This window comes from Hespellia stercorisuis DSM 15480 (assembly GCF_900142165.1).
In the GTDB taxonomy this organism is placed as follows: domain Bacteria; phylum Bacillota; class Clostridia; order Lachnospirales; family Lachnospiraceae; genus Hespellia; species Hespellia stercorisuis.
In genome coordinates this window covers 20,053-41,100 of sequence record NZ_FQZY01000013.1, presented here as the reverse complement: position 1 = coordinate 41,100, position 21,048 = coordinate 20,053, and the positions used below count along the sequence as shown (strand labels likewise).

The 21,048-nt window shown below is 50.7% G+C and carries 25 protein-coding genes and 1 pseudogene; 19 read left to right on the top strand and 7 right to left on the bottom strand.

What is annotated here, in order from left to right; all coding sequences use genetic code 11:
• Window positions 1-2: 2 nt before the first annotated feature.
• From BUB85_RS21120 to BUB85_RS05100, 5 genes are all read right to left on the bottom strand, one after another.
• A complete protein-coding gene (locus BUB85_RS21120) occupies window positions 3-425 on the bottom strand; it encodes a gp33 family protein (RefSeq protein WP_073106360.1) in 423 nt (140 codons plus the stop codon).
• A gap of 15 nt (window positions 426-440) precedes the next feature.
• Entirely contained in the window at window positions 441-1,721 is a 1,281-nt protein-coding gene (locus BUB85_RS05115; protein ID WP_330392238.1) for a DEAD/DEAH box helicase, read from the bottom strand.
• 69 nt (window positions 1,722-1,790) lie between these two features.
• Entirely contained in the window at window positions 1,791-2,213 is a 423-nt protein-coding gene (locus BUB85_RS21695; RefSeq protein ID WP_073106355.1) for an HNH endonuclease signature motif containing protein, read from the bottom strand.
• 120 nt (window positions 2,214-2,333) lie between these two features.
• On the bottom strand, window positions 2,334-2,531 hold the full coding sequence (locus tag BUB85_RS05105) for a hypothetical protein (RefSeq protein WP_073106353.1): 198 nt from the start codon (window positions 2,529-2,531) through the stop codon (window positions 2,334-2,336).
• A 79-nt stretch (window positions 2,532-2,610) separates the two neighbouring features.
• Complete coding sequence (locus BUB85_RS05100) at window positions 2,611-2,997, bottom strand: RNA polymerase sigma factor (protein ID WP_073106349.1); 387 nt, start codon at window positions 2,995-2,997, stop codon at window positions 2,611-2,613.
• Window positions 2,998-3,422: 425 nt separating this feature from the next.
• Here BUB85_RS05100 and BUB85_RS05095 point away from each other — a divergent pair, with 425 nt between their 5' ends.
• From BUB85_RS05095 to BUB85_RS21405, 19 genes and pseudogenes are all read left to right on the top strand, one after another.
• Complete coding sequence (locus BUB85_RS05095; RefSeq protein ID WP_073106346.1) at window positions 3,423-4,556, top strand: ABC-three component system protein; 1,134 nt, start codon at window positions 3,423-3,425, stop codon at window positions 4,554-4,556.
• A complete protein-coding gene (locus BUB85_RS22285) occupies window positions 4,444-4,764 on the top strand; it encodes an ABC-three component system middle component 7 (protein WP_330392232.1) in 321 nt (106 codons plus the stop codon). The genes BUB85_RS05095 and BUB85_RS22285 overlap by 113 nt, the downstream gene beginning before the upstream one ends.
• A complete protein-coding gene (locus BUB85_RS05085) occupies window positions 4,755-6,413 on the top strand; it encodes a DUF2326 domain-containing protein (protein WP_073106340.1) in 1,659 nt (552 codons plus the stop codon). Before BUB85_RS22285 ends, BUB85_RS05085 begins: the two co-directional genes overlap by 10 nt.
• Window positions 6,397-6,642, top strand: a complete 246-nt coding sequence (locus BUB85_RS05080; RefSeq protein ID WP_073106337.1) for a helix-turn-helix domain-containing protein — start codon at window positions 6,397-6,399, stop codon at window positions 6,640-6,642. The genes BUB85_RS05085 and BUB85_RS05080 overlap by 17 nt, the downstream gene beginning before the upstream one ends.
• Window positions 6,639-7,700 (top strand): hypothetical protein, encoded by a 1,062-nt coding sequence (locus tag BUB85_RS05075; protein ID WP_073106333.1) that lies wholly within the window; start codon window positions 6,639-6,641, stop codon window positions 7,698-7,700. Before BUB85_RS05080 ends, BUB85_RS05075 begins: the two co-directional genes overlap by 4 nt.
• Complete coding sequence (locus BUB85_RS05070) at window positions 7,660-7,992, top strand: hypothetical protein (protein ID WP_200803543.1); 333 nt, start codon at window positions 7,660-7,662, stop codon at window positions 7,990-7,992. The genes BUB85_RS05075 and BUB85_RS05070 overlap by 41 nt, the downstream gene beginning before the upstream one ends.
• A 10-nt stretch (window positions 7,993-8,002) precedes the next feature.
• Window positions 8,003-8,806: pseudogene (gene istA / locus BUB85_RS22590) on the top strand (IS21 family transposase); the annotation flags it as partial.
• On the top strand, window positions 8,801-9,394 hold the full coding sequence (locus tag BUB85_RS22585; protein ID WP_408607068.1) for a Mu transposase domain-containing protein: 594 nt from the start codon (window positions 8,801-8,803) through the stop codon (window positions 9,392-9,394). The pseudogene istA and the gene BUB85_RS22585, both read left to right, overlap by 6 nt.
• Window positions 9,387-10,118, top strand: coding sequence for an IS21-like element helper ATPase IstB (gene istB / locus BUB85_RS05060; RefSeq protein WP_073106324.1), 732 nt, complete (start codon window positions 9,387-9,389; stop codon window positions 10,116-10,118). Before BUB85_RS22585 ends, istB begins: the two co-directional genes overlap by 8 nt.
• Before the next feature lie 166 nt (window positions 10,119-10,284).
• On the top strand, window positions 10,285-11,058 hold the full coding sequence (locus BUB85_RS05055) for a tyrosine-type recombinase/integrase (protein WP_073106321.1): 774 nt from the start codon (window positions 10,285-10,287) through the stop codon (window positions 11,056-11,058).
• Between the two features lie 523 nt (window positions 11,059-11,581).
• On the top strand, window positions 11,582-12,130 hold the full coding sequence (locus BUB85_RS05050) for a signal peptidase I (protein WP_073106317.1): 549 nt from the start codon (window positions 11,582-11,584) through the stop codon (window positions 12,128-12,130).
• An 87-nt stretch (window positions 12,131-12,217) separates the two neighbouring features.
• On the top strand, window positions 12,218-12,901 hold the full coding sequence (locus BUB85_RS05045; RefSeq protein WP_073106314.1) for a TasA family protein: 684 nt from the start codon (window positions 12,218-12,220) through the stop codon (window positions 12,899-12,901).
• 66 nt (window positions 12,902-12,967) lie between these two features.
• Window positions 12,968-13,936, top strand: a complete 969-nt coding sequence (locus BUB85_RS05040; RefSeq protein WP_073106311.1) for a TasA family protein — start codon at window positions 12,968-12,970, stop codon at window positions 13,934-13,936.
• 156 nt (window positions 13,937-14,092) lie between these two features.
• Window positions 14,093-14,692, top strand: coding sequence for a SipW-dependent-type signal peptide-containing protein (locus BUB85_RS05035; protein ID WP_073106306.1), 600 nt, complete (start codon window positions 14,093-14,095; stop codon window positions 14,690-14,692).
• Between the two features lie 17 nt (window positions 14,693-14,709).
• Window positions 14,710-15,696 (top strand): hypothetical protein, encoded by a 987-nt coding sequence (locus tag BUB85_RS05030; RefSeq protein ID WP_073106302.1) that lies wholly within the window; start codon window positions 14,710-14,712, stop codon window positions 15,694-15,696.
• Entirely contained in the window at window positions 15,683-16,249 is a 567-nt protein-coding gene (locus BUB85_RS05025; RefSeq protein ID WP_207648932.1) for a hypothetical protein, read from the top strand. The genes BUB85_RS05030 and BUB85_RS05025 overlap by 14 nt, the downstream gene beginning before the upstream one ends.
• A 2-nt stretch (window positions 16,250-16,251) precedes the next feature.
• Entirely contained in the window at window positions 16,252-16,923 is a 672-nt protein-coding gene (locus tag BUB85_RS05020) for a sortase B protein-sorting domain-containing protein (RefSeq protein ID WP_073106295.1), read from the top strand.
• 97 nt (window positions 16,924-17,020) lie between these two features.
• Complete coding sequence (locus tag BUB85_RS05015; protein ID WP_073106292.1) at window positions 17,021-17,203, top strand: hypothetical protein; 183 nt, start codon at window positions 17,021-17,023, stop codon at window positions 17,201-17,203.
• A 15-nt stretch (window positions 17,204-17,218) separates the two neighbouring features.
• Window positions 17,219-17,377, top strand: a complete 159-nt coding sequence (locus BUB85_RS21405; protein ID WP_159434617.1) for a hypothetical protein — start codon at window positions 17,219-17,221, stop codon at window positions 17,375-17,377.
• An 83-nt stretch (window positions 17,378-17,460) separates the two neighbouring features.
• On the opposite strand, the gene BUB85_RS05010 is transcribed toward BUB85_RS21405, so the two are convergent.
• Complete coding sequence (locus tag BUB85_RS05010; protein WP_242945356.1) at window positions 17,461-18,090, bottom strand: GIY-YIG nuclease family protein; 630 nt, start codon at window positions 18,088-18,090, stop codon at window positions 17,461-17,463.
• An 18-nt stretch (window positions 18,091-18,108) separates the two neighbouring features.
• Window positions 18,109-21,009: a GIY-YIG nuclease family protein gene (locus BUB85_RS05005; protein ID WP_073106288.1), complete on the bottom strand. Its 2,901-nt coding sequence runs from the start codon at window positions 21,007-21,009 to the stop codon at window positions 18,109-18,111.
• Between the last annotated feature and the right edge of the window lie 39 nt (window positions 21,010-21,048).

Genomic DNA, 21,048 nt, shown 5'->3' with positions numbered 1-21,048 from the left:
CGTTATTTACGGGTCGCCTTACGGACGCCCACAGTCGCTTTTTCGAATACGCTGACCAGCCCTTCAAGCCAGTCGGGTAACACATCGCCGTTCTCGGATATCTGCTCCCGCACGAAAGCTGAGAGGGAGTTGGCATTGACGGTCTCGTAAACCAGTCCTCCGTAGCCCTCTGCGCGAAGCGCCTTAAAGAGCTCGTCCTTGCGGTCGGCGGTCGCCGATGCGCGGGTTGTATTGGTGAGGCAGAACATCGTGCCGGAGCGGGTGAAGTTCTGCGTTTCGGTATCGGTCATGAGCTGCGCCAGAGCAGCGTCGGTTTCGTCGAGTGCGGCGTTGAGTTCCTTAACGCGCTGCTCGGTATCCTTTTTCTCGTCCCGCAGAGCCTTAAGCCGGTCTGCGAGTTCAAACATTTTTTCGGAATTGTCCATTGTGATATGCTCCTTTTACATAAATGGGTTGTTGCCGTAGCGATAATCGTCGACCAGCGTCTTGGCAAGGTTCGCCTTGTTCTTCAGGGCTTTGAGCACCTTCTCATCGACCGTGCCCTGCGCGGTAAGATAAATATAGGTACATGGCATCCGCTGACCGGCGCGGTGAATACGGGCTTTGCACTGCTCGAAGTTGCTCATGCTGTAATCCAGCGAGTAAAAGACCATCGTGCTTGCCGCCGTGAGCGTCAGCCCCAGACCGGCGGTTGCGATCTGCCCGACAAAAACGGGGACATCGGGGTCGTTCTGGAAGCGGGCGACCTGCTCGTCGCGGTCTTTTACGCCGCCTTTGACGATGGAGTAGTTGACACGCTTCTTTTCGAGCATGGCGCAGATCGCGCCAAGCTCCGGCACGAAGCGGGCGATAACGACGAGCTTGCGATTCTCCTCGATTGCCGCGTCGAGGATGTCCTCCAGCACATCGAGTTTTGCCGTTGATACCTGTTCGGCGGCGCTGCTCTCGTCGCTGCCGATGAAGCCGCCCGTGAGCTGCGATAGCCGCAGCAGCTTGGTGAGCACATTGGTAATGGTGACCTCGCCCTCGGATAGCTCGGCGTAGCTCTCCTGCACGAGACTTTGGTAGAGCTTCGCCGCCCTCGGCTCCAGCTCGACCTTGCGGATGATATCCGTTGTAGATGGCAAGTCCAAACACTCTGCCTTCGTAGCTCTGAACGCGATGGAGTGCATCCGCCGCGTCAGTTCCGGCTCCATCGACTTTTTGAGCACCGGCGTGTGATTACCGTAGCCGGTCATGTAAAAATAGGTGTTGCGGAAGCTGTAAAAGCTCTGTCCGAAAATGCGTGGGTCAAGAAACTTATACTGGCTGAACACGTCGATTGCCTTGTTCGTGACCGGCGTTCCCGTCAGCAGCAGCCGGTATTTTACCGCTGCGCCCAGCCGGTGCATCGCCTTGGATGCCGAGATGTTGTGCGTCTTGATTTTGTGCCCCTCGTCGGCGATGATCAGGTCGGGATGCCATGCCGCGAGCTCCCTCTCCAAGCGCCACGCCGATTCGTAGTTGACGACAGCCACCTGCAGCGCGTCGCCGGTCATGTGCCGGAGCGTATCTGCCTTCTTCTCGCCGCTGCCCTTGAGCACGGCGAGGGTATAACCAAAGGCGGCAAACTTACCGAACTCCTCGTCCCATACGCCGACGACCGACAACGGTGCTACGACCAGTGCTCGTTTGATGCGTCCGGCGTTATACAGCGCACCTGCTGCGGCGATGGACACCAGCGTTTTCCCGGTGCTAACCCATTTCCATTAGGAGAGCGACGCCCTGACTTCTGGAAATATTCATTTACATCACCTGCCTTTCTTCTTCCCGAAACCGTGTACTTTGCAATGCTCCGACTGAGACGGGAGCACCTCAAGGTTCGCGGGGTCGTTGTTGAGTTTGTTGCCGTCGATGTGGTGGACGACCTCGCCCTTTTTGAGCGGTCTGCCGAGTATGGCTTCGGCAATTCTGCGGTGCGCGTGTTTGCCGAGTAGCTTGGGATATGCCTTGCCCTCGCCGGTACCACGGAACTTGCGACTCCGCTTAACACGCGACTCCATTACGCCGCCGGGCTTGTTCATGGGGTTATCCGTGCGGTTGTACTCGGTCATGCGCTGCGAGTTCCATTTGTAAAAATGCTCCCGGCAGCAGAAGTTGTTTTCACGGATTTGGTTTTCCGACCGTTGGAATGCTTTCCCGCACAGGGCGCATTTCACCGTGACCTTCGTCATCGGAATCACCTCCCGTCGAAACCAGACCAAACAGCTCGCATACGAAATTGAAAGCGGCGACCTGATGCGCATAGGGCTTTACCTTGATTGGCATTGGAAGCAGCGAAGCAGTGTCTTTTTTCATCGGAGCTCGTCACCTCCGGGCAGTTCCGTGATGGAAACGCTCTCCACGGTGTCGCCGGGAACGATGACCATTACCCGACGCTTTTCGCCGAACAGGTAACGGAGCAATCGTTCCCGAAGCGCTACACGCTTGCATCTGACGACGCCGTCTTCGGTGGGCTTCTTTGAAACGCTGATCTTTAAATCGTGCTTCATCTTTCATCCGTCCTTTCCGAGGGACGGTTTTGTGTGTCCCTCGGCATACGGAGAAATGCAGGGTGTTTTGGGGAGGTACTCAGAACACTTTTTTGATTTTTTTCTTCGCGCTGTCGATAGACTCGCGGACAGCACGATGATCTACGCCCTCGACTCGTGCGATTTCCCGCAAGGAAAGCCCGTCCGCCAGCATAAGCAAACGCCTTTGCTGTACCGCCGTCAGCGTTTTCATTGCAGCATAAAGGCGCTTGTTTCTTTCCGCTGTCTCCACTTCTGTTTCGGGAGTGTGGTTGTCCCCGTATTCCTTCCCCTCAAAGAGAATGGCATCCAACGAATAACAGTGATACCGTTCTTTGCGACTAAGGTTGTCCTCCTCGCGCCGCGATGCCGTGATAAATGTACCAAGCTCTTCGTCGACCTCGACCTCCGAGGTTGTTACGTCTGCAAAGTTCCATTGAATCTTCATAAAATGACCTCCGTCTCGTTGTCTCGAAACGGAGGTCTGTGGCAGCTGACCGAAAATGGCAACAAGATACCATACCGCAGTCCTTCACAGATTGCTCCGTTTCGGAATGCAGCTTCCTGCTCAATAGTCAGCTGAGTGTATTAAGTTCTACCGTCGCATAGCGTTGAGCCGTTCCAGATCAGGGAACGCACCATTTGATGGTGGGCTATGGAATGAATGCGCAAGGAAATATTTAATCCTTTTTTCAAACATAATATTTGACTTTTGGACAATAGTGTGATATACTATATTTGGGGTTTCCTCAGGAGCGCCTTCCGTTCCTAACCTGCTCTCATTATATAAAATGGGGCTTCGAAATCTGGGGATGGTTTGGTGCACCATAGTGCACCGTGGTGCAAATCTCAGTAAAGGAGTGTCGAGCCGACGTGGAATTCAAAACACTTTTCCCAATTATGAAAAAGCATTTAGCCGACGGTGATGATGTGCCGTATTTTTTCCGCGAATTAATGGCAAAGATTACGACTGTATCTGAGGCTGACTGGGCAAAGGGTAAAGACCCTTCCGCAAAACTCAGCGATAACACCATTCGCAGCTATGTAAAACGAGGTTTATCCAAGAATTTAGCGGGAAATATCGTGTATCATCTAACACCTAAAATACTTACACGGAGCATAAGCAAGCGAAGCCCCGCTTCAAGGGCTTTATTTGCAGAGGATTTAGTCGGTTATGAACCGACCATAAATGCAGATAATGTTGCAGAAAAAGTCACCGAATGGCTGGAACAAATTATTCAGGAGTCTGCTGGGCTGATTCCGCAGGATGAACTCCAGAAACAGCAGCAACAGATTCTTGCATCCGATTTGAAGAAAAAGTACGGCGATTATTTACTTGCAGAAACAGATGGGTGCTGTCCATTCCCGGGGTGCGGGAGGCAGCTAACTATTTCAAAAAACGGAAAAGCCATTCATACATTTGAAGTTAGCTTGATAGATAAATCTAAAGCGACTACGCCCGAAAACCTCATGGCAATGTGCCCGCAGTGCTATGCCACATATCTCCTTGATGACAGCAAGAAGTTGATGGCTGAACTAAAGGAAATAAAAACGGTGTTGTCTACGCATAAACAAAGCATCCGTCTTCTTGATGACCTGCCTTTGGAAAAGGGCATTGTCGGCGTAATCAAAAGAATACGGAAACTCGGGGAAAAGGAATTGTCTGATGCTTCCTTTGAACCAAAGGAAGTCAAGCAGAAACTTAGCCCGTCTCAGGACATGGTGCTTTACAATGCGGTAACCAACTACGTCACCACATACTTCATACGCATAAAAGAAATAATGATAAATCTGGATAAAAGCGGCGAAATTGACTACGATGAAATCCAAGACCAGATTCACGCATTGTATAAGAAACTAAAAAAGGCAAACAAACCGCATCTCGAAATCTTCAATGAAATCGCAGATAAAATACATCGTGTTACGCTACAGGACGCAATTTTCTGCCAGATTGTGGTTTCGTACTTCGTGCAGAGCTGTGAGGTGTTCGATGCAATTACCGAATAAGCTGTATTCATATAAAAACAGCACCTTGGCGATGATTCCAACGGTGCTCAAAGAGGTACAAGATAATCCAATCGCAGTGAAAGACCTTTATCTTCGGATAAAGCCTTCGCTTTCCGACGCAACGGATTTTTTGTCGGTTATGGACTGCCTATATGCGCTTAACGCAATAGACATCAATGAGAAAGGAGAGGTATATTCATGCTTATAGAAATCACCTCGCCGGTCTTTAAGGAAAAAGGAAAAGAACGACCTCCAATCCGCTTCAAAGAGGGATTGAACGTCGTTCTCGGAAAAGAGGATGGCGAAAACTCAATCGGAAAATCCTCTGCCATGCTTGCCATTGATTTTGCTTTTGGTGGCAACTCGTACCTTGTCAGTGATGGTGTGAAGCACATTGGCAATCACACTATCTTCTTTACATTTGAATTTGATGGAACGCCGTACTACTTTGCCCGCAGTACCGAATCGCCCACCGATATTCATGTATGCTCAGAGGGATATGTGCTGACAGGAGTTGTATGGACGAAGCAGCAGTTTGCCGACTGGTTGAAAGAAAAATACCATATTGATTTCGCAGGGCTATCCTTCCGCGAGACAATGAGCAGCTTCTTCAGGATATACGGAAAAGAAAATACCGATGAGCGCAAACCTCTCAAGGGCTTGCCCGGAGAAGGAATGCAAAAATCCATCGAAATTCTTGTCCGCCTGTTTGACAGATATAAGGACATTGAAGCCTTCAACGGCAATCTTGAGGAGCAGAAAAAGCGGCTGTCGATTTTCCGAGAAGCCCGAAAGTATCGCTTTGTCCCTGACCTCGTTGGAGGCAAAACAAAATATGACGAAAATCTGGCGCAAATACACAGCCTGCAGGTTCAGCTTGATAATCTGACTGATGAACAGGTGGAAGGCCATAACGAAGCAGACATTGAAAAGAGTCGTTTAAAATCACAGCTTCAGGGCAGTAAGCTGCGTCTCGAAACCGATTTGCAGGCAAAACGCCGCCGAGTAAGCCTCCTGGATATTAGCCTCGCGTATGGTCTATATCCGACAGAAGCAGATTTATCTGCTTTACAGGAGTTTTTCCCTGATGTGAACATTCGGAAGCTGTATGAAGTAGAAAAATACCATCAGAAGCTGGCGACCATACTCGATGAACAGTTCAAAAGCGAGCGCCAATCGGTCGAGTTGGAGATTGCTGCTTTGCTGGAACAAATCCAGTCAGTGCAGACAGAAATCAACCAGCTCGGTTTTGTCGGCAACCTGTCCAAAGAATTTTTGGATATGCATTCGGAAATTAAAGGTCATATTGATGCGCTGAAAGCACAGAATGAAGCGTACCTTACATTGACCGAGCTGCAGGATGCAAAGAAAAAAGCTGACGAAATGTTGAAACACGCGATAGAAAGCATCCTTGATGAGATTGAACGTGCTATCAATGATAGAATGAAGGAATATAACGATTCGCTCTTTACGGACGTGCGGAAAGCGCCGCGCCTCACATTCAACGAGTACAACAGTTACAGGTTTGAAACGCCGGATGATACCGGCACAGGCTCGAATTACAAAGGCATGGTCATCTATGACTTGGCAATACTCAACCTGACTGCACTACCGGCCATAGCGCACGATTCGTTAATTTTGAAAAACATCGGCGATGGTGCTGTCGACGGCATTATGAAAATATACGTTCAAAGTACAAAACAGGTGTTTATCGCCTTTGATAAACAGGCTGCGTATAAACCAGACACGCAGCGCATTCTGACGGGTAATACTGTTTTGAAATTGTCGGATGGTAATTGCGAACTGTACGGCGAATCATGGAATAAAGAGGTGACAGACAATGAAGATGAGTTATAAGAAGCTGTGGAAGTTGTTAATTGACAGAAACATGAAGAAAACTGAGCTACGACAAGCAGCGGGTATCAGCTCGTCCTCACTTGCGAAGCTCGGAAAAGACGAGAATGTTACAACCGCTGTTCTGTTAAAGATATGCGATGTTCTTCAGTGCGATATAACAGACATCATGGAAACAATTCCCGATGATGCCGCTGCCACGGGCAGCGGGAAAGAAGGTACCACAAAATGACTGATAACCAGAAAAAATTAATGAGCATCCTCCGCGAGATGTTTCAGTTTGACCAGTCTGACCTTGATTTCGGCATCTACCGTATCATGCGAATGAAGCGCGATGAGGTCAACAGGTTCATAGAAGAAGACCTGCCCACACAAATTACCGACGGCTTGAAAGAGCTCGCCGGATTAGATTCTGCTGCCGATATTGCGGCCATTGATAAGCAAATCGCGGATACAAAGGCTGCGCATCTTTCCGATGCAATAAAAGCTGCCGCCGTCGCAGAGCTGGAGGAACAGAAGAAAGCCCTCGCCGGAAGCGTCGACATCACCGCTGTTGAAGCCGATGTGTATAACCACCTGACGAACTTCTTCTCCCGCTACTATGACGATGGTGATTTTATATCCCAGCGCCGCTACAAGGATGGTGCGTATTCCATTCCCTATGAGGGCGAGGAAGTCAAGCTGCACTGGGCGAATGCCGACCAGTACTACATAAAAACCAGCGAGTATTTTACCGATTACACCTTCAAAACGGCGTATGGTGAAACCATCCGATTCAAGCTCGTCGATGCCCAAACCGAACGCGATAACAACAAGGCAAACCAGAAGCGTTTCTTCCAGATGTACACCGAGAAGCCCTTTGAGGTAATCGACGGAGTATTGTATTTTTATGTCGAGTACAAGGCGTCGGAGTACAGTGATAAAACCGCACAGGCAAAACACATCGCCGACATCGTCGAAGCCTATGCCGCCGTTCAAACAAAGCCGGAGTATATGCCGTTCTCTGCCATTATGACAATTACGGACAACAAGACGCTGCTGGAACGCCAGCTTATTCGCTACACCGCCCGCAACACCTTTGATTACTTCATCCATAAGGACTTGGGTAAATTCCTGCGCCGTGAGCTTGATTTCTACATCAAGAACGATGTTATTTTCCTTGACGATATCGACGAGCAGAATGAAGCGAAAACAAAACTCTACTGGTATGGATTTGATGGATTCCGACCTCATTCGCAACTACCTGCTTATGGGGCTGGATTCAGTAAAGCAGATTCAAGTCTACAATAACATCTGGCGTCCCACGGAAATCCTCTTTGATTACGAACACCAGAGCGAACTGCTCGATAATTTCTTCCGTGACTATTTAACAATGAAATTGGCACGTATTCCGAAGAAAAACGAGGTTTACAAGGAATTCAGAAGCTACCACAGCGCCAACAAAATTCCCATCAACGATTTGTGCCAAGATATATATAGTTATGCCAAGCATTATACTGATATGTATTTTGCCCGTAGCAGCGATCCTGTGCTGCAATCGCTGTATGAAGATATGAAAGCTATCCGTATGGAAGTAGCATAAGACTGTCCAAAAGTACGCATACCAGTTGAACTGGAGTGAGGACAATCTGCCGGATACCGAGCCAAAAAGTTATCCGGTGCTGGGGGATTTCATTCCCGTGATTGATGAATGGCTGGAGGATGACCGCAAGATCCCGCGCAAGCAGCGGCACACCTCCTGGAGGATTTTCTGCCGACTGCGGGATGAACACAGTTTTGGCGGCAGCTATTCCAGCGTGAAAAAATATGTCCGTAAAAAGCGGTTTGTTATGAACTCCAAGAGCAGCGGTTATCTTCCGCTGGCGCATGCTCTGGGCAGCGGGCAGATGGATTTTGGCAAGCATATTTACTACGACGGCACCGGGCAGGAGCAGGACGGCTACGCACTAACCATTTCCTTTCCCAACTCCAATAAAGGATACACGCAGACCTTCCCCTCGCAAAACCAGGAATGCCTGTTAGAAGGGATGAAGCGCATCTTTGAACATATTGGCGGTGTGCCGCCCATCCTGCGTTTTGACAATATGTCCACCGCTGTTGTGCAGGTTCTCAAGGGCACGGAGCGGATTCTTACGGATGGCTTCACTCGATTCATGCTGCATTACCGTTTTCGTGCGGAGTTCTGCAATCCGGCATCTGGTAACGAAAAAGGAAACGTAGAAAACAAGGTGGGTTACAGCCGGAGAAATGCCTTTGTCCCTGTTCCGACCATTACATCCTTTGACGCATTCAATGAATCCCTGTGGGAATGGTGTGAAAAAGACGCCAAGCGTCCTCACTACAAGAAAAAGCTGCTGATTGAGGAGCTTTGGAAAGACGACGAGGCGAACCTGCTGCGGCTGCCAGAGTATCCATTCTCAGTATTCCGCTATGCTTCGCTGACAGTGAACAAAAGCGGATTTGTAACGATTGAAACCAACAAATATGGCCTTTCTCCCGCGCTTTCCGGTGAAACGGTGCAGGCCAAGATTTTCTTTGACCATGTGGAGTTTTTTCATGACCACCACCCGGTTGGGCACTATCGCAGGAGCTACAAAACCAATGATGAGGTCTACGACTGGACGCAGTATGTGTCCGTGCTCTGCAAAAAGCCTGGTGCAATTGAACACACCCGCTTCTTCCACCAGATGCCGCAGCAGTGGCAGACATTTTTGGAACAGACCAGCGGCAGAGAGCGCAAAAATGCGCTTCAGCTACTCAGCGAAATTGTATCTGACGGCAATGCCGCCTTGTGCGCCGATGCACTGGAGCTCGCCGGCGAGAATGGCCGCACGGATGCGGACAGCCTCCGGCAGTGCTATTACATGATTGCAAAGAAGGAATACCGACCTGATCCGCTGAAGCTGCCCGGTTCTCCGGTGCTAAACTACAATCCCAACCTTTCCGCCTATGACGGCCTGACGGGAGGTGGCGCGAATGTCTGAGGAAATTGAGCTGATGATGCGACAGGTGAAGTTGGGCGGCATGGCCAAGGAATGGCGCTCCGTCCAGTTTGAAAGTACAGAGCAATATGTGACCGACCTGCTGAAGCTGGAGCTGAAAGAGCGTGAAGCCAACAGGATTAACCGCATGGTGAAAACCGCCGGTTTCCGTGTTCTGAAAACGCTGGATGACTTTGTGTGGACTCCCGCCATTGAGCTGCCCAGCGGCTTGACTGCCGAGTACATGGAGGAACTGCAATTTCTTACGCCCAAGGAGAATCTCATTTTTATGGGCACTGTTGGTACCGGCAAAACACATCTTGCCACAGCCATTGCCTTGAAAGCTTGCCAGGAAGGGCGGCGTGTCCGCTTTTATACGGCGGCGTCCCTTGCCAATATCCTGCTGGAGAAAAACAACAAAGGTACGCTGAACAACTATCTCAGCACACTGAAAAAAGTGGAGCTCATTGTGATTGACGAAATTGGTTTCGTGCCGCTGCACAAGGATGCCGCCGAGCTACTGTTTCAGGTAATCTCCGACTGCTACGAGCGAAAGAGCCTCATTATTACATCCAATCTGGAGTTCTCGCAGTGGAACACTGTCTTTGGCGACAACCGCCTGACGGCAGCGCTGGTTGACCGGCTGATCCACCATTCCCACATTGTAATCTTCTCCGGCGAGAGCTACCGACTGACCCAGTCCATGCAACGCCAGCGTACCCACTGAAAAAGTGCTCCAAAAAGTGAGCATTGGGCCCCGACCTGTTTGGCCCCGTGGGTCTCCAAAATGTGAGCGTTGGGTCTCACCCTGTTTGGCCCCGAAAAAGGCCTCGATGCTACATGCACGAACAACAAATTAGGTGCTCCAAGGTGCTAACCTTTTTGGGGACCTTTTGCTAACATTTTTACTTGACGAACACATCCGGGATGTCCGTGCTTTTGCTTTCTATGCAGGTGAGAGCGAGATCACAAAGGAAGTGGTACTGGAATACAAACAGGAATTACAGAAAAAGGAATATGCGGTGCGATCCATCAATTCCATGCTGGCCAGCTTGAATAGCTTCCTTATATATATGGGCTGGACGGATTGCAAAGTGAAGTCCTTCAAGCTACAGCGGCAGGTCTACTGTGCGGAGGAGAAGGAGCTGACCAAGGCAGAGTATGAGCGGCTGCTGAAGGCAGCGGAGAAGAACGAACAGCTCCGGCTGGTGATGCAGACCATCTGCCGCACCGGCATCCGGGTATCAGAGCTGAAATACTTTACCGTAGAGGCTGTGAGCCGTGGCGAGGTCATTGTGAACTGCAAGGCCAAGACCCGAACGATCCTGATCCCCGGAAAGCTGAGAAAGCTGCTGCTGGACTATGCCAGAAAACAAAAAATCCGCTCCGGGGTGATCTTTCTCACTCGGAACGGAAAGCCGCTGGACAGGAAAACGATATGGGCGCAAATGAAAGGCTTGTGCAAGGCTGCCGGAGTCAACCCCAGCAAGGTCTTTCCCCATAATCTGAGAAAGCTATTTGCCAGAACCTTCTACGGTATCGAAAAGGATATTGCGAAGCTGGCAGACATTCTGGGCCACAGCAGCATCGATACGACCCGCATCTACATCATGACCACAGGCACCGAGCACCGCAGAAAAATTGAGCGATTGGGGCTTGTGGTGTAGCAAAAAGAAAACCCGACATAATTCGCATTATGTTCCGTGCAAGCAGAAAACCGCATAGGCACCAATGGGCCTTTTCCGTCTTTGGGCGCAGGAAAGCACACCCTTTCAGGCTGATTTTCAAAAAATCATTCGTAAGGGTGTTATTGTGCTGCTGTTCTCGATTTGGCAAGGGAACCTGTCAAAAAATAGTGTGTACTTTTCGCTCAGTTTGACTTGATTTTCGGGCTATCTTGATGTATAATTTTATTCGTATCAAAAGGTATATTCTCTTTGATGCTATGTACTCCTGACATAATGCGAATAATGTCCGGGAAATTCGGTTTCCCTTATCTGTCAGGCGGCATAATGCGAATTATGTTCTGTGGGGCATGGCAGCGGATGATCGGGCATACCACACAGCACAGCAAGCCGAATACAGCCGTGCTTAATATGGAGTGGGAGGGCGGCGGTACAGGCAACCGCCGCCCTTTATGGTCTGCCCTGTTGTTCGGCAAAACAGAAAGAAGGAATCGGATAAAAGAATATGAACAACACGATAAAAAAGATATGGAACACTGCCACAACGGTTCTGGTAGCCTTGGCCGTCCTGCTGGCGGTGGCTCTGGCCGGTGTCCGGCTTGTGGGCTTGCAGCCCTATGCGGTGCTGTCTGGTTCTATGGAACCGGCCTATCATGTCGGTTCCCTGATTTGTGTGAAATCCGTGGACTATACCGAGCTGGAAGCCGGGGATGCTATCACCTTTATGCTCAGTGAGGATGCCATCGCCACCCACCGTATTGTGGAGGTGGTTCCTGATGAAGAAGATTCCACGGTGCTGCGTTTCCGGACGAAGGGCGACGCAAACGCAGATACCGATGGAACCCTGGTGCATTATAAAAATGTCATCGGCAAGCCGGTGTTTACCATCCCGCTGCTGGGCTATGTGGCCAACTTCATCCAGAATCCTCCCGGTACATACATTGCAATTTCTGCCGGAGCGGTTTTGCTGCTTTTGATGTTCCTGCCGGATCTGTTTGCCAAAGATGAGAGCAACGAGAAAAAGAAGGAATCCGTCACGACGGAATCCAAATGATTTGTTTTCTGCAAGCGTGAACCTGCGGTTCCTCCGCTTGAGAAAAGATACCCAAAGCAAAAATACGCAAGAAAGGAGGAATGCAACATGAGAGAACAATTCGAAGCTCCCCGGGGCAAGCCTTCCGGGAGACATCTGCGCCGGAAGCGTACCTCCGTGCGGTGGAAACCGCTGGTGCTGGTGTTGACGCTGGTGCTGGTTGTGGGATGTGTCGCCGGCGGCTCCCTTGCGTGGCTGACGGATCGGGCAGGCCCGATCAGCAATACCTTCACCATTGGCAATATCCAGCTTGGCGCCAACGATATCCCCTCGACGGTCTCCGCTGAAAACATCACCTATGTGCCGGGGCAGACGATCGAGCGGGATGTGACCTTCACGGTGGCCCAGGGAAGCGAACCCAGCTATCTGTTCATCCGCATTCAGGAGGAGAACAACACTGCTGAGGGGCTGAGCGGAAAGGTTGTCCAATATACCGTGAACAGCGGATTGACCGCCGTTCCCGATCACGATGGGTATTACTACATAGTGGTGGAAACGCCTGCGAATGACCAGAGCATCTCCGTTTTCGCCAACAACCAGTTCACCGTCAACCCGGATTTGACCAAGGCCATCATTGACAGCCCCGGCTTCCAATCCCCCACGGTCTCCGTGACTGCCGCTGCTGTTCAAAAGGAAAACATTCCGGACAAGAATGGTGATGGAACCATCGACCATCTGGATGCCTGGGAGTTGCTTCCCGCTGAATTTACCGGCAGCACCGCAACCCCCTGATGTAAACATTCGCAGAATGTTACATAAAAACCAAAATCAAAATCAAACTAAAGGAGACCAAATGCTATGAAGAAGAAAATTATCTCTCTCGTGTGCGTATGCGCACTGGTGTTAACCGCCATCGGCGGTGCTCTGGCTTACCTGACTGACAAGGATCAGGCCGTGAACGTATTCTCCGTCGGCAACGTGGATATTTCTTTGTCTGAAACCGTTGAAGTGAACAACGGCAAGACCGGTGATGATAAGGTCGTATACACGGATAAGGTGTCCACAACCAACGGCGCTACCACTTTCTCCGGCCTGATGCCCGGCAACACCATCGTTAAGACCCCCAAGATCACCAACACTGGCAACAACGCTGCCTATGTTCGTGTGGTCGTGACCGTTAACAACAAAGACGAACTGTACGCCGCTATCGACAACTACTACAAGGGTCTGGGCTACACCGACGCACAGATTCAGGAAAAGTACAACGAGATTTTCGTTGGCTGGGGCAGAAAGTATGACAAGGCCGAGGGCGAGCCTACCCGTCTGTGGATGGCTGATGCTGACCACGCTGACGGCAGCAAGCTGTTGGCTATCGACCATGCTGCTGTGGTTTACGATGCCTACTGGAGCATTTCCAAGAACAATGTGTTCCAGACCGAAACCGAGAAGAACAGCAACGGCAAGATCAGCTCCGCTGGTGGCGAATATGCCTACCTTGGTGCATGGGGCCAGGATGTTTATTACTATAAAACCATGGGCGGCATGAACGGCGATGAATGGGATAGCCACTGCTATGTGTTCTACCTGAAGCTGGAAGCTGGCGAGAGCTACGAAAAGTTCTTTGACGGTCTGACCGTTCCCACCGAGTTTGACGCAGATCAGCTCAAGGGCTTCAATGGTCTGAAGATCGGTGTTTACGCCGATGCCATTCAAGCTGAGGGCTTTACCGAGACCACCGAGGACAGCGTAACTACACCTGCATGGGTCAATGCAATCAACGCTCTGGAAGAACAGCATCCTCTGGGCTGGTGGAGAAACTGGAACTGATTCCATATCCCGACATTTCCCGGTCTGTCCCCTGCGGGGGACAGACCATAGGAGAATACCCGAAAGGACTGCCTGTTCGGATATTCTCCTATGGTCTTATGACTGACAGGTTGCAAGATACCTCTTTACGATAAATTGTAAGAAAGAAGGTAATGTATGAAGAAGAAAATTTTTGCGGCGGCGGTGGTGGCCTGCTGCATGGCCCTGCTGTCCTACGGCACCTGGGCGTATTTCACCGCCAGCGGCACCGCCCGGAATGTGATCACCTCCGGCGGCATTGGCATTGAAATTATTGAGAAAACAAAGGACGCCAGCGGCACGGAGCTGGATTTCCCCAAGGATGGCTTTGAAAATATCATGCCCGGCTCCAAGGTCAGCAAGATCGTGTCCGTAAAAAACACCGGCGAGGACGAAGCGTGGATCCGAGTCAAGGTGGATGCCGCTCTGGTTGGCTCGGACGGCAATGCACTGCCCCTGAATCTGAATGTGCAGGGGGTGACGGTTCCGGTCATGACCTTTACGGTGGAGAACGGCTGGATTCCGGGTGCAGACGGTTATTACTACTATTCCAAGCCCGTATCCTCCGGAGACAAAACGGCGGTCTTTTTCCGTGAAGTGGGTTTTGCTCTGCAAATGGGCAACGAGTATCAGAATTGCACGGCAAATCTGACCATCACGGCTCAGGCTGTGCAGACAGCCAATAACCCGGCGCCGGGCGGCGATGTGACCAAGGTCCCCGGCTGGCCTGAGAACTGAGAAAGGAGTGGATGAAAATGAAAAAACGAATGTTAGCGGCCTTTCTCAGTGTATCCATGTTGATTTCCATGAGCGTGTTTATCCCCGCTTATGCGGCGGAATCGGAGTCTCAGACCGAATCTGCCGAAACTACTCCGGCAGCCACGGAACCGACAGTTACCCCGGAAGCCACTACAGAAGCCACAACCAGCCCGGAAACCACGCCCCCTGCGGTTATCGGATGCAGCGAATGCGGCCAGACGGAAGGCCATGCAGAAAGCTGCTCCCAGTACATAGCACCGGAACCCACCGGCTGTATGGAATGCGGCCAGCTTGAAGGTCATGCGGAAAGCTGCTCCCAGTATGTGGCCCCCGATCCTGTGGGCTGTGCCGAGTGCGGCAAGGTGGACGGCCACGAGGAAAGCTGTTCTCAATATGTGGCTCCCACTGAGGAAGCCTGTACTGAGTGCGGTCAGACAGAAGGCCATCTGGAATCCTGTTCCCAGTATACGTCCCCTGCCCCGGATGTCTCCGGTATGACAGCGGCAGAGATCTTCGCCCGCTGGGAGGAATACTCCGTAGAGGAACAGCAGCAAATTCTGGACTATCTGGCAGCGAATGACGAAACAAAATGTGCCCAGTTGCTGGCTATAATCGATGATGCGGCTACTTTGGAGGAGGAAACCACCAGCCTTACCATCTCCGCAGCGATTGCGGACGGCAGCAATCCCGAGCAGGATATGATTTTTACCATTTCCCGTAATGACGGATTTTCCGTAAAGGTTGCGATTCTGGCGAAGGACTTTGAGAACGGAAGTGCTACCGTCACCGTTCTCCTGCCTGCCGGAGTCTATACCGTGACTGCGGATAGCTGGTCCTGGAGATATACGGCAGAGAAGACGGAAAATGCGGATGGTTCCGTCAGCTTTACCTATACCCGGACCAAAGCAAAGTGGTTCGACGGGGATTTCAGCAAGAGCATTTGTTATGTACCGCCAGCGGGTTTGAGCGATGAAGATGAATAGGAAGGAGGCCGGTGCAATGGAGCAAAATAGAAATCAAAAACAGCCGCGTAAGCGTGCGTTGGGGATCATTGTGGCACTGGTGCTGCTTCTGTGCGTTTCCGTGGGAGGGTCCCTGGCCTATCTGGTGGCAACGGATGGCCCGATCACCAATATCTTTTCGCCAGCTACAACAGCGATTCGGGTTGACGAAACCTGTGCCGATAATGTCGAATCCAGCATTGTGGTAACAAACACCGGAAACACGGCGGTTTATATCCGTGTTGCACTTGTCTCCGGCACAGAAAACGCCGAGGGCAATCTGGTGGTGGATTTCTATGAAAACCTGAACAACCTGACTCTCAGCTCCGGTTGGGTACAGCACACGGACGGCTACTATTATTACACCTCGCCAGTTGCGGCATATGGTTCAACCAACAGTCTGCTGGGCAGCTCCGTTACTTTGGCCGAGGGTCAGACGATCACCGTCCTTGCCCAGTGCATCCAGTCCGAACCGTCCAATGCGGCGGTGGAGGCGTGGGGTGTTGACCCGGCTGGACTGAAAGGAGGAAATTGAGCATGAAAGTACTTTTTAGGCGAATTTCCTCTGTGGCGCTGGCTCTTGTGCTGCTGCTCAGCGGGACTGTGACGGCCTTTGCGGCAGGAACGGTCAGTTATGAAGGCGACGCAAGAAAGTTTATCTTCGCACCCGGCAGCGAGTATTCCCCCACAGACCTTTTCTCGAATTTCAAGGGTGTCATGCCCGGCGACAGCCTGACTCAGACCATCACCGTCCGCAATGACGCATCCAATAAGGTGAAAGTGAAGATTTACATCCGCTCCCTGGGCGCCGAAGCAGGCAGCGAGGATTTCCTGTCCCAGATGCACCTGACCGTAGCAAAATCCGCCGATAATGAGATGGCCTATATGTTTGACGCTGCGGCAGATCAGACGGACGGAATGAGTGATTGGGTGTTGCTGGGCACCCTCTACTCCGGCGGTGAGGTGGATCTGGATGTGACCCTGAATGTGCCCATTACCATGGGCAACGATTATCAGGAGAAAATCGGGTATCTGGACTGGCAGTTTAAGGTGGAGGAATTTCCCATCGAGTCCACAGACCCACAACCGCCGAAAACCGGTGATGAATCTCATATTGCCCTGTACGGGGCGCTGGCGGCTGTCAGCGGAGCGGCACTAATCGTGCTATTGCTCTGGTACCGCCGCAAAAAAGGCGAAAATGCACAATGACAATAGGTTGTTCTTTGACCGGAATCCGGTTCAGGGTGAACTGGGTTCCGGTCATTGGCATTTTTGCCTTATTTTTTCAAATAGCGAGGATTGAACGATGGAAACGAAACAGAAGAAACCTTATGTGAAGCCCATGATCGTCATGGAGAATTTTGAAACCGGAGAGCTGACCGGCTCCCCGGAGATGATCGCGCAAATCATGGCAGAGAATGAAAAGTACCAGAGCGAAAATGGCAGAATGGATTGTCCTTTTGAGAATATGCCCTGCTCCATGCGCTAAAACGAGGAAAAGACGATGAAATTTGCAGAAAAGATGAAGGATACGTTTTTGATGATACTGGCGATCCCGTTTGTCTTTATCTCTTCCATTGTGATCCGCCTGTCCGGTGCTGACCATGATACCTGGCCCAGCCTGGATGAAATGAAAGGCGGCGGCGACAATGAAGGAAGTTAAAGCGGAAGGCCGCCCGGAAAATGAGGCTGCCGCCGATATGGCAGGCAGCCGCTTCGGACGCTGGACGGTTTTGGATGATTTTATCACAACGCCGAAGGGTGAGAAAAAGTGGCACTGCCGCTGCGATTGTGGTACGGAGCGCTATGTGCTGGAGCGGAGCCTGAAATAGCTGATACAGAAATAAGCGGCTCGAAAACTTTATGTCCCAGCGTCCCCATGACGATGCGTGCGTAATCTACAAACTCTTCAAGTTCGCTCTCTTTTTCTTCAGTGATGTTACCTTGGGTTGGATTGATTCCGTTTTTTATATCATAGCGGTTGGCGGCAAGCGCAAGTCCGCAGAAACGATTTTCCAGATAGCTTATTTCCGTTTGGCCAAAGGAGTTGTTGGAGGTAGTGAATACAACAGCTTCCGTCCAATAATCCTTATCGGGATTGCGTTTATGCTCCTGCAGGCGATAAAGCAAGCCTTCTCCATTTTTACGAGCACCCGCTTGACCGATATATACAACGTTATTTCCGGTTTGGTCTGATGTACCAAAAAGGAAATAGACACCGCTTTGTTTGAGGTCGTTGCGCTCTTTACACAAATCCAAAGCAGTGCGTGGGATTCTATAGGCGACTCCTGTCCAATTTGCCAGTGTGCACTTTATGCGGCCGCTGGCTTCTCCATCCATAAGAAAGAGATTTATGCTTTTTCCACGCACTGCCATTTTGCTACCTCCCGTGTATTAATCAACTCTTAGAAAGCCGTCCTGAAGGGCTCCCGGGAACAGGAACATCTTCTCCGCTTTGCCAAATGCAACGATAATCTTGCCGTCGCGTTTGTCCTCAACGATCTTCACGACCTTACCTTCACCGAAGGTTTTATGATGCACAGTCAAGCCAGGCTTCACAAAAGAGTAATCACCAATCTGCGAGGAAGGAGCCATTGCGATAGCCGGTTTTGTTTGCGACAGCACAGGTTCCGGCTTGATTGACGAGGAGGGTCTTTGTGCCGCCGCCTTTTGCACCGGTGGCAGATCGACCGCATCCTCGTCGTTGTCGCTTTCAAAACGATCGTTATCCGTGTCCGGCAGATCGTCAAACGCCTGTGTTACTTCGGATACGGAAATTTGCTGAGAACCAAAGAGACGATCATATTCTTCTCTTGTCAGAACGGTATCATAGCCGCCGACGGCCTCTCCTGCGTGTTTATCAATACCGGTGTAGGACAGGCTTGAATCCTCATACCGCTTGAATTTATACACCGCGTCATTCATCAAACCGCCATTGAATACGCCGAGAGAAACAAGCAGCTCAAAGTCCTTCACGTCCAGCCCTGTTACCCGTTTGAACAATCCCGGTTCAAGCTGCGTAATGACATCTTTGAGGCTATATTCGCGGAAATCCGTCAAATACATAAATATGGGAATGCGTGTAGCAAATTTAATGAGCTTTTCCTGAATGATCTTGCGCTTGGACTTGTATTCCTTTTCTTCGGCGGAAAGCTCCTTTTTTTCCTTAGGCGTCAGTTTTTCGCCTTTGGCTTTTGCCTTTTTGACTTTTTCTGAAGCAATAATAATATCATTGATCTCCGTGTTCAAACTACGGAAACCCTCAATATTCATCAATGCTCGCATCGCGTCCTCGTTGGCCATGAGACGAGCCAGAGTGTCATTATCGACATTCACGAGCAAAGCGCTTTCCCAGCGCCGGGCAAGGAGCGTCGCCGACGTTCCCGCCATTGCAATATCCAGCACATCGCTTGCGTTGATCTGCTTCATGGTACTGCCGTCATAAGCGATGACCGGCAGGAAGTTGATAAACTCTGCGACTTTCTTTTCCGGGTTGCCCTCGTTTACATCGAGCCTGCAGCTGTAATCGGCAATCTGCCTGAGCGCTCGGTCAAGAGCAAAGTCAAAGATATAGCACTCGCGCTTCATGATCTCGCGTTTGCCTGCATCAACATCCACTTCCCATGGGCTTTGAACACGAAATGCGGCTTGGAAATACGTTTCGGGGCTGGAAAGATTGCGGAGCATGAAAATGCCCGTCCACGGCTTTACTGTCACACCGGTTGTCAGCTTGCCGCAGGTCAGCGTGATGGTTTTTGATTGAAGAGGGTCGGGACGCATAGACTTCTGCACCGGCGCAAGCGCTTCCACCCCGATACCCGCGCCGCTTCCGGCACAGACATTGACCGTATAATCGTGGAAAAACGTATTGTTCTTTTGCCGGATCAAATTCCGCATGGCAAAGCACGACGCCACATTTGGCAAGAACCATATCGTGTGTGTTAGAATAGAAAGTAGGCGGCTGTTTGAGTACGGCATTTCCGGCTTTTTCGCGCCGAGCTTCAAATCATCCGTCGTTGTGCCGAGATAAGCGCCGCGAATCAAGTCCAGCCATTTTTGAACGTATTCCTCATACTTGAACTTCGCCTGATCGTTTTTGCCCTCTGCGGAAAAGAACACGTTGAGGTCAAACTCGTCAAACTCGCCCTGCATGACAATCTGCCGTATGCTGTCGGGGATCTTGTAGGTCATCATCACCATGCGCGGCAAAGCAGCATAGGGATTATCTGGCGGCTCCGTCCAGTTTTCCTTTGCCCTCTGCTCATCGGAGTATGTCCAGTTATAAATCTGGTCTTCAATAAATTCGCCGGAGTTGATCGCTCGAAACGGTGTACCCGACAAGTACAAATAACGTGGCGTGGTGATGGGCAACCATGATTCGTTGATAGCGTTGCCTTCTTCATCCTTCGCGTATTTTTCAAGATCAAGGGCTTCGTAATCGTCCTCGTCGCCCATTTCAAAGAGCTTTTTTGCATTTTCACGCCATGCGCCGAAATGGTACTCGTCAAAGATCACCAAGTCCCAGTTCGTCGTATGTACCCACTCGTTTTTTGCTTTTATTCCTCCGGAATTGTTGGTGCCCAGAAAGTCCTGAAATGAGCCAAAGCAGACAATCGGTCTGGACTTGTCGGCAGCCTCCCATGTCAAATCCGATGTGCGGCTGATGAACTGCCACCCCTCAAAATCCACATGGGTGTTTAAATCCTCCTCCCACGCGCTTTGAACGGCGGGCTTGAATGTCAGAATGAGTATCTTTGAAAGTCCCATGCGCTTTGCAAGCTGATAGGAGGCAAAGGTTTTGCCAAAACGCATCTTTGCGTTCCATAAGAACTTGGCTGTGCGCACCCCTTTTTCTTTCGCCGCTGATTTAAAATACCCGATCGTTTTGCTGACCGCTTCCTTCTGCTCGGGCCGCATGGAGAAATCCCGCGTGCGGTTTTCGATGTTTTCCACACGGTCACGAACGGCAATGTAGGCTGCCCGTAAGTCCTTGACCGTACATCGGAACCACTCGCCGCCTTCACTCGGAAAACCACGCCTTGCAAGGGCGCGGTGAATATCGTGATCACTAAAATTGCCGCCATCTGCATACATGGCTGATTCTGCGAACACAATGCGATAGGGAATCTTTCCATCCGGACGCTTTGTGGGGTATTGCTGTGCCACGCGCTGTTCGACGCCGATTGCCGTATAGCCGACTTTCAGCAAGCCCCGGTATTCGGGGTTGCTGTCCTCATAGGCGTAGATCATTGGCTGTGTTTCGGGGCGAAGTGGGAAGAACTCTTTATTTGCCATTATCTTAGCCCTCCGTTTTTCTCCAGCCACCTACCCAAA

Bases quoted from the DNA above. Each gene is read 5' to 3' on its own strand.
- BUB85_RS21120 (WP_073106360.1), bottom strand. From the start codon at position 425: ATGGACAATTCCGAAAAAATGTTTGAACTCGCAGACCGGCTTAAGGCT.
- BUB85_RS21695 (WP_073106355.1), bottom strand. From the start codon at position 2,213: ATGACGAAGGTCACGGTGAAATGCGCCCTGTGCGGGAAAGCATTCCAA.
- BUB85_RS05105 (WP_073106353.1), bottom strand. From the start codon at position 2,531: ATGAAGCACGATTTAAAGATCAGCGTTTCAAAGAAGCCCACCGAAGAC.
- BUB85_RS05100 (WP_073106349.1), bottom strand. From the start codon at position 2,997: ATGAAGATTCAATGGAACTTTGCAGACGTAACAACCTCGGAGGTCGAG.
- BUB85_RS22285 (WP_330392232.1), top strand. From the start codon at position 4,444: ATGAAATCGCAGATAAAATACATCGTGTTACGCTACAGGACGCAATTT.
- BUB85_RS05085 (WP_073106340.1), top strand. From the start codon at position 4,755: ATGCTTATAGAAATCACCTCGCCGGTCTTTAAGGAAAAAGGAAAAGAA.
- BUB85_RS05080 (WP_073106337.1), top strand. From the start codon at position 6,397: ATGAAGATGAGTTATAAGAAGCTGTGGAAGTTGTTAATTGACAGAAAC.
- BUB85_RS05075 (WP_073106333.1), top strand. From the start codon at position 6,639: ATGACTGATAACCAGAAAAAATTAATGAGCATCCTCCGCGAGATGTTT.
- BUB85_RS05070 (WP_200803543.1), top strand. From the start codon at position 7,660: ATGGGGCTGGATTCAGTAAAGCAGATTCAAGTCTACAATAACATCTGG.
- istB (WP_073106324.1), top strand. From the start codon at position 9,387: ATGTCTGAGGAAATTGAGCTGATGATGCGACAGGTGAAGTTGGGCGGC.
- BUB85_RS05050 (WP_073106317.1), top strand. From the start codon at position 11,582: ATGAACAACACGATAAAAAAGATATGGAACACTGCCACAACGGTTCTG.
- BUB85_RS05045 (WP_073106314.1), top strand. From the start codon at position 12,218: ATGAGAGAACAATTCGAAGCTCCCCGGGGCAAGCCTTCCGGGAGACAT.
- BUB85_RS05040 (WP_073106311.1), top strand. From the start codon at position 12,968: ATGAAGAAGAAAATTATCTCTCTCGTGTGCGTATGCGCACTGGTGTTA.
- BUB85_RS05035 (WP_073106306.1), top strand. From the start codon at position 14,093: ATGAAGAAGAAAATTTTTGCGGCGGCGGTGGTGGCCTGCTGCATGGCC.
- BUB85_RS05030 (WP_073106302.1), top strand. From the start codon at position 14,710: ATGAAAAAACGAATGTTAGCGGCCTTTCTCAGTGTATCCATGTTGATT.
- BUB85_RS05025 (WP_207648932.1), top strand. From the start codon at position 15,683: ATGAAGATGAATAGGAAGGAGGCCGGTGCAATGGAGCAAAATAGAAAT.
- BUB85_RS05020 (WP_073106295.1), top strand. From the start codon at position 16,252: ATGAAAGTACTTTTTAGGCGAATTTCCTCTGTGGCGCTGGCTCTTGTG.
- BUB85_RS05015 (WP_073106292.1), top strand. From the start codon at position 17,021: ATGGAAACGAAACAGAAGAAACCTTATGTGAAGCCCATGATCGTCATG.
- BUB85_RS21405 (WP_159434617.1), top strand. From the start codon at position 17,219: ATGAAATTTGCAGAAAAGATGAAGGATACGTTTTTGATGATACTGGCG.
- BUB85_RS05010 (WP_242945356.1), bottom strand. From the start codon at position 18,090: ATGGCAGTGCGTGGAAAAAGCATAAATCTCTTTCTTATGGATGGAGAA.
- BUB85_RS05005 (WP_073106288.1), bottom strand. From the start codon at position 21,009: ATGGCAAATAAAGAGTTCTTCCCACTTCGCCCCGAAACACAGCCAATG.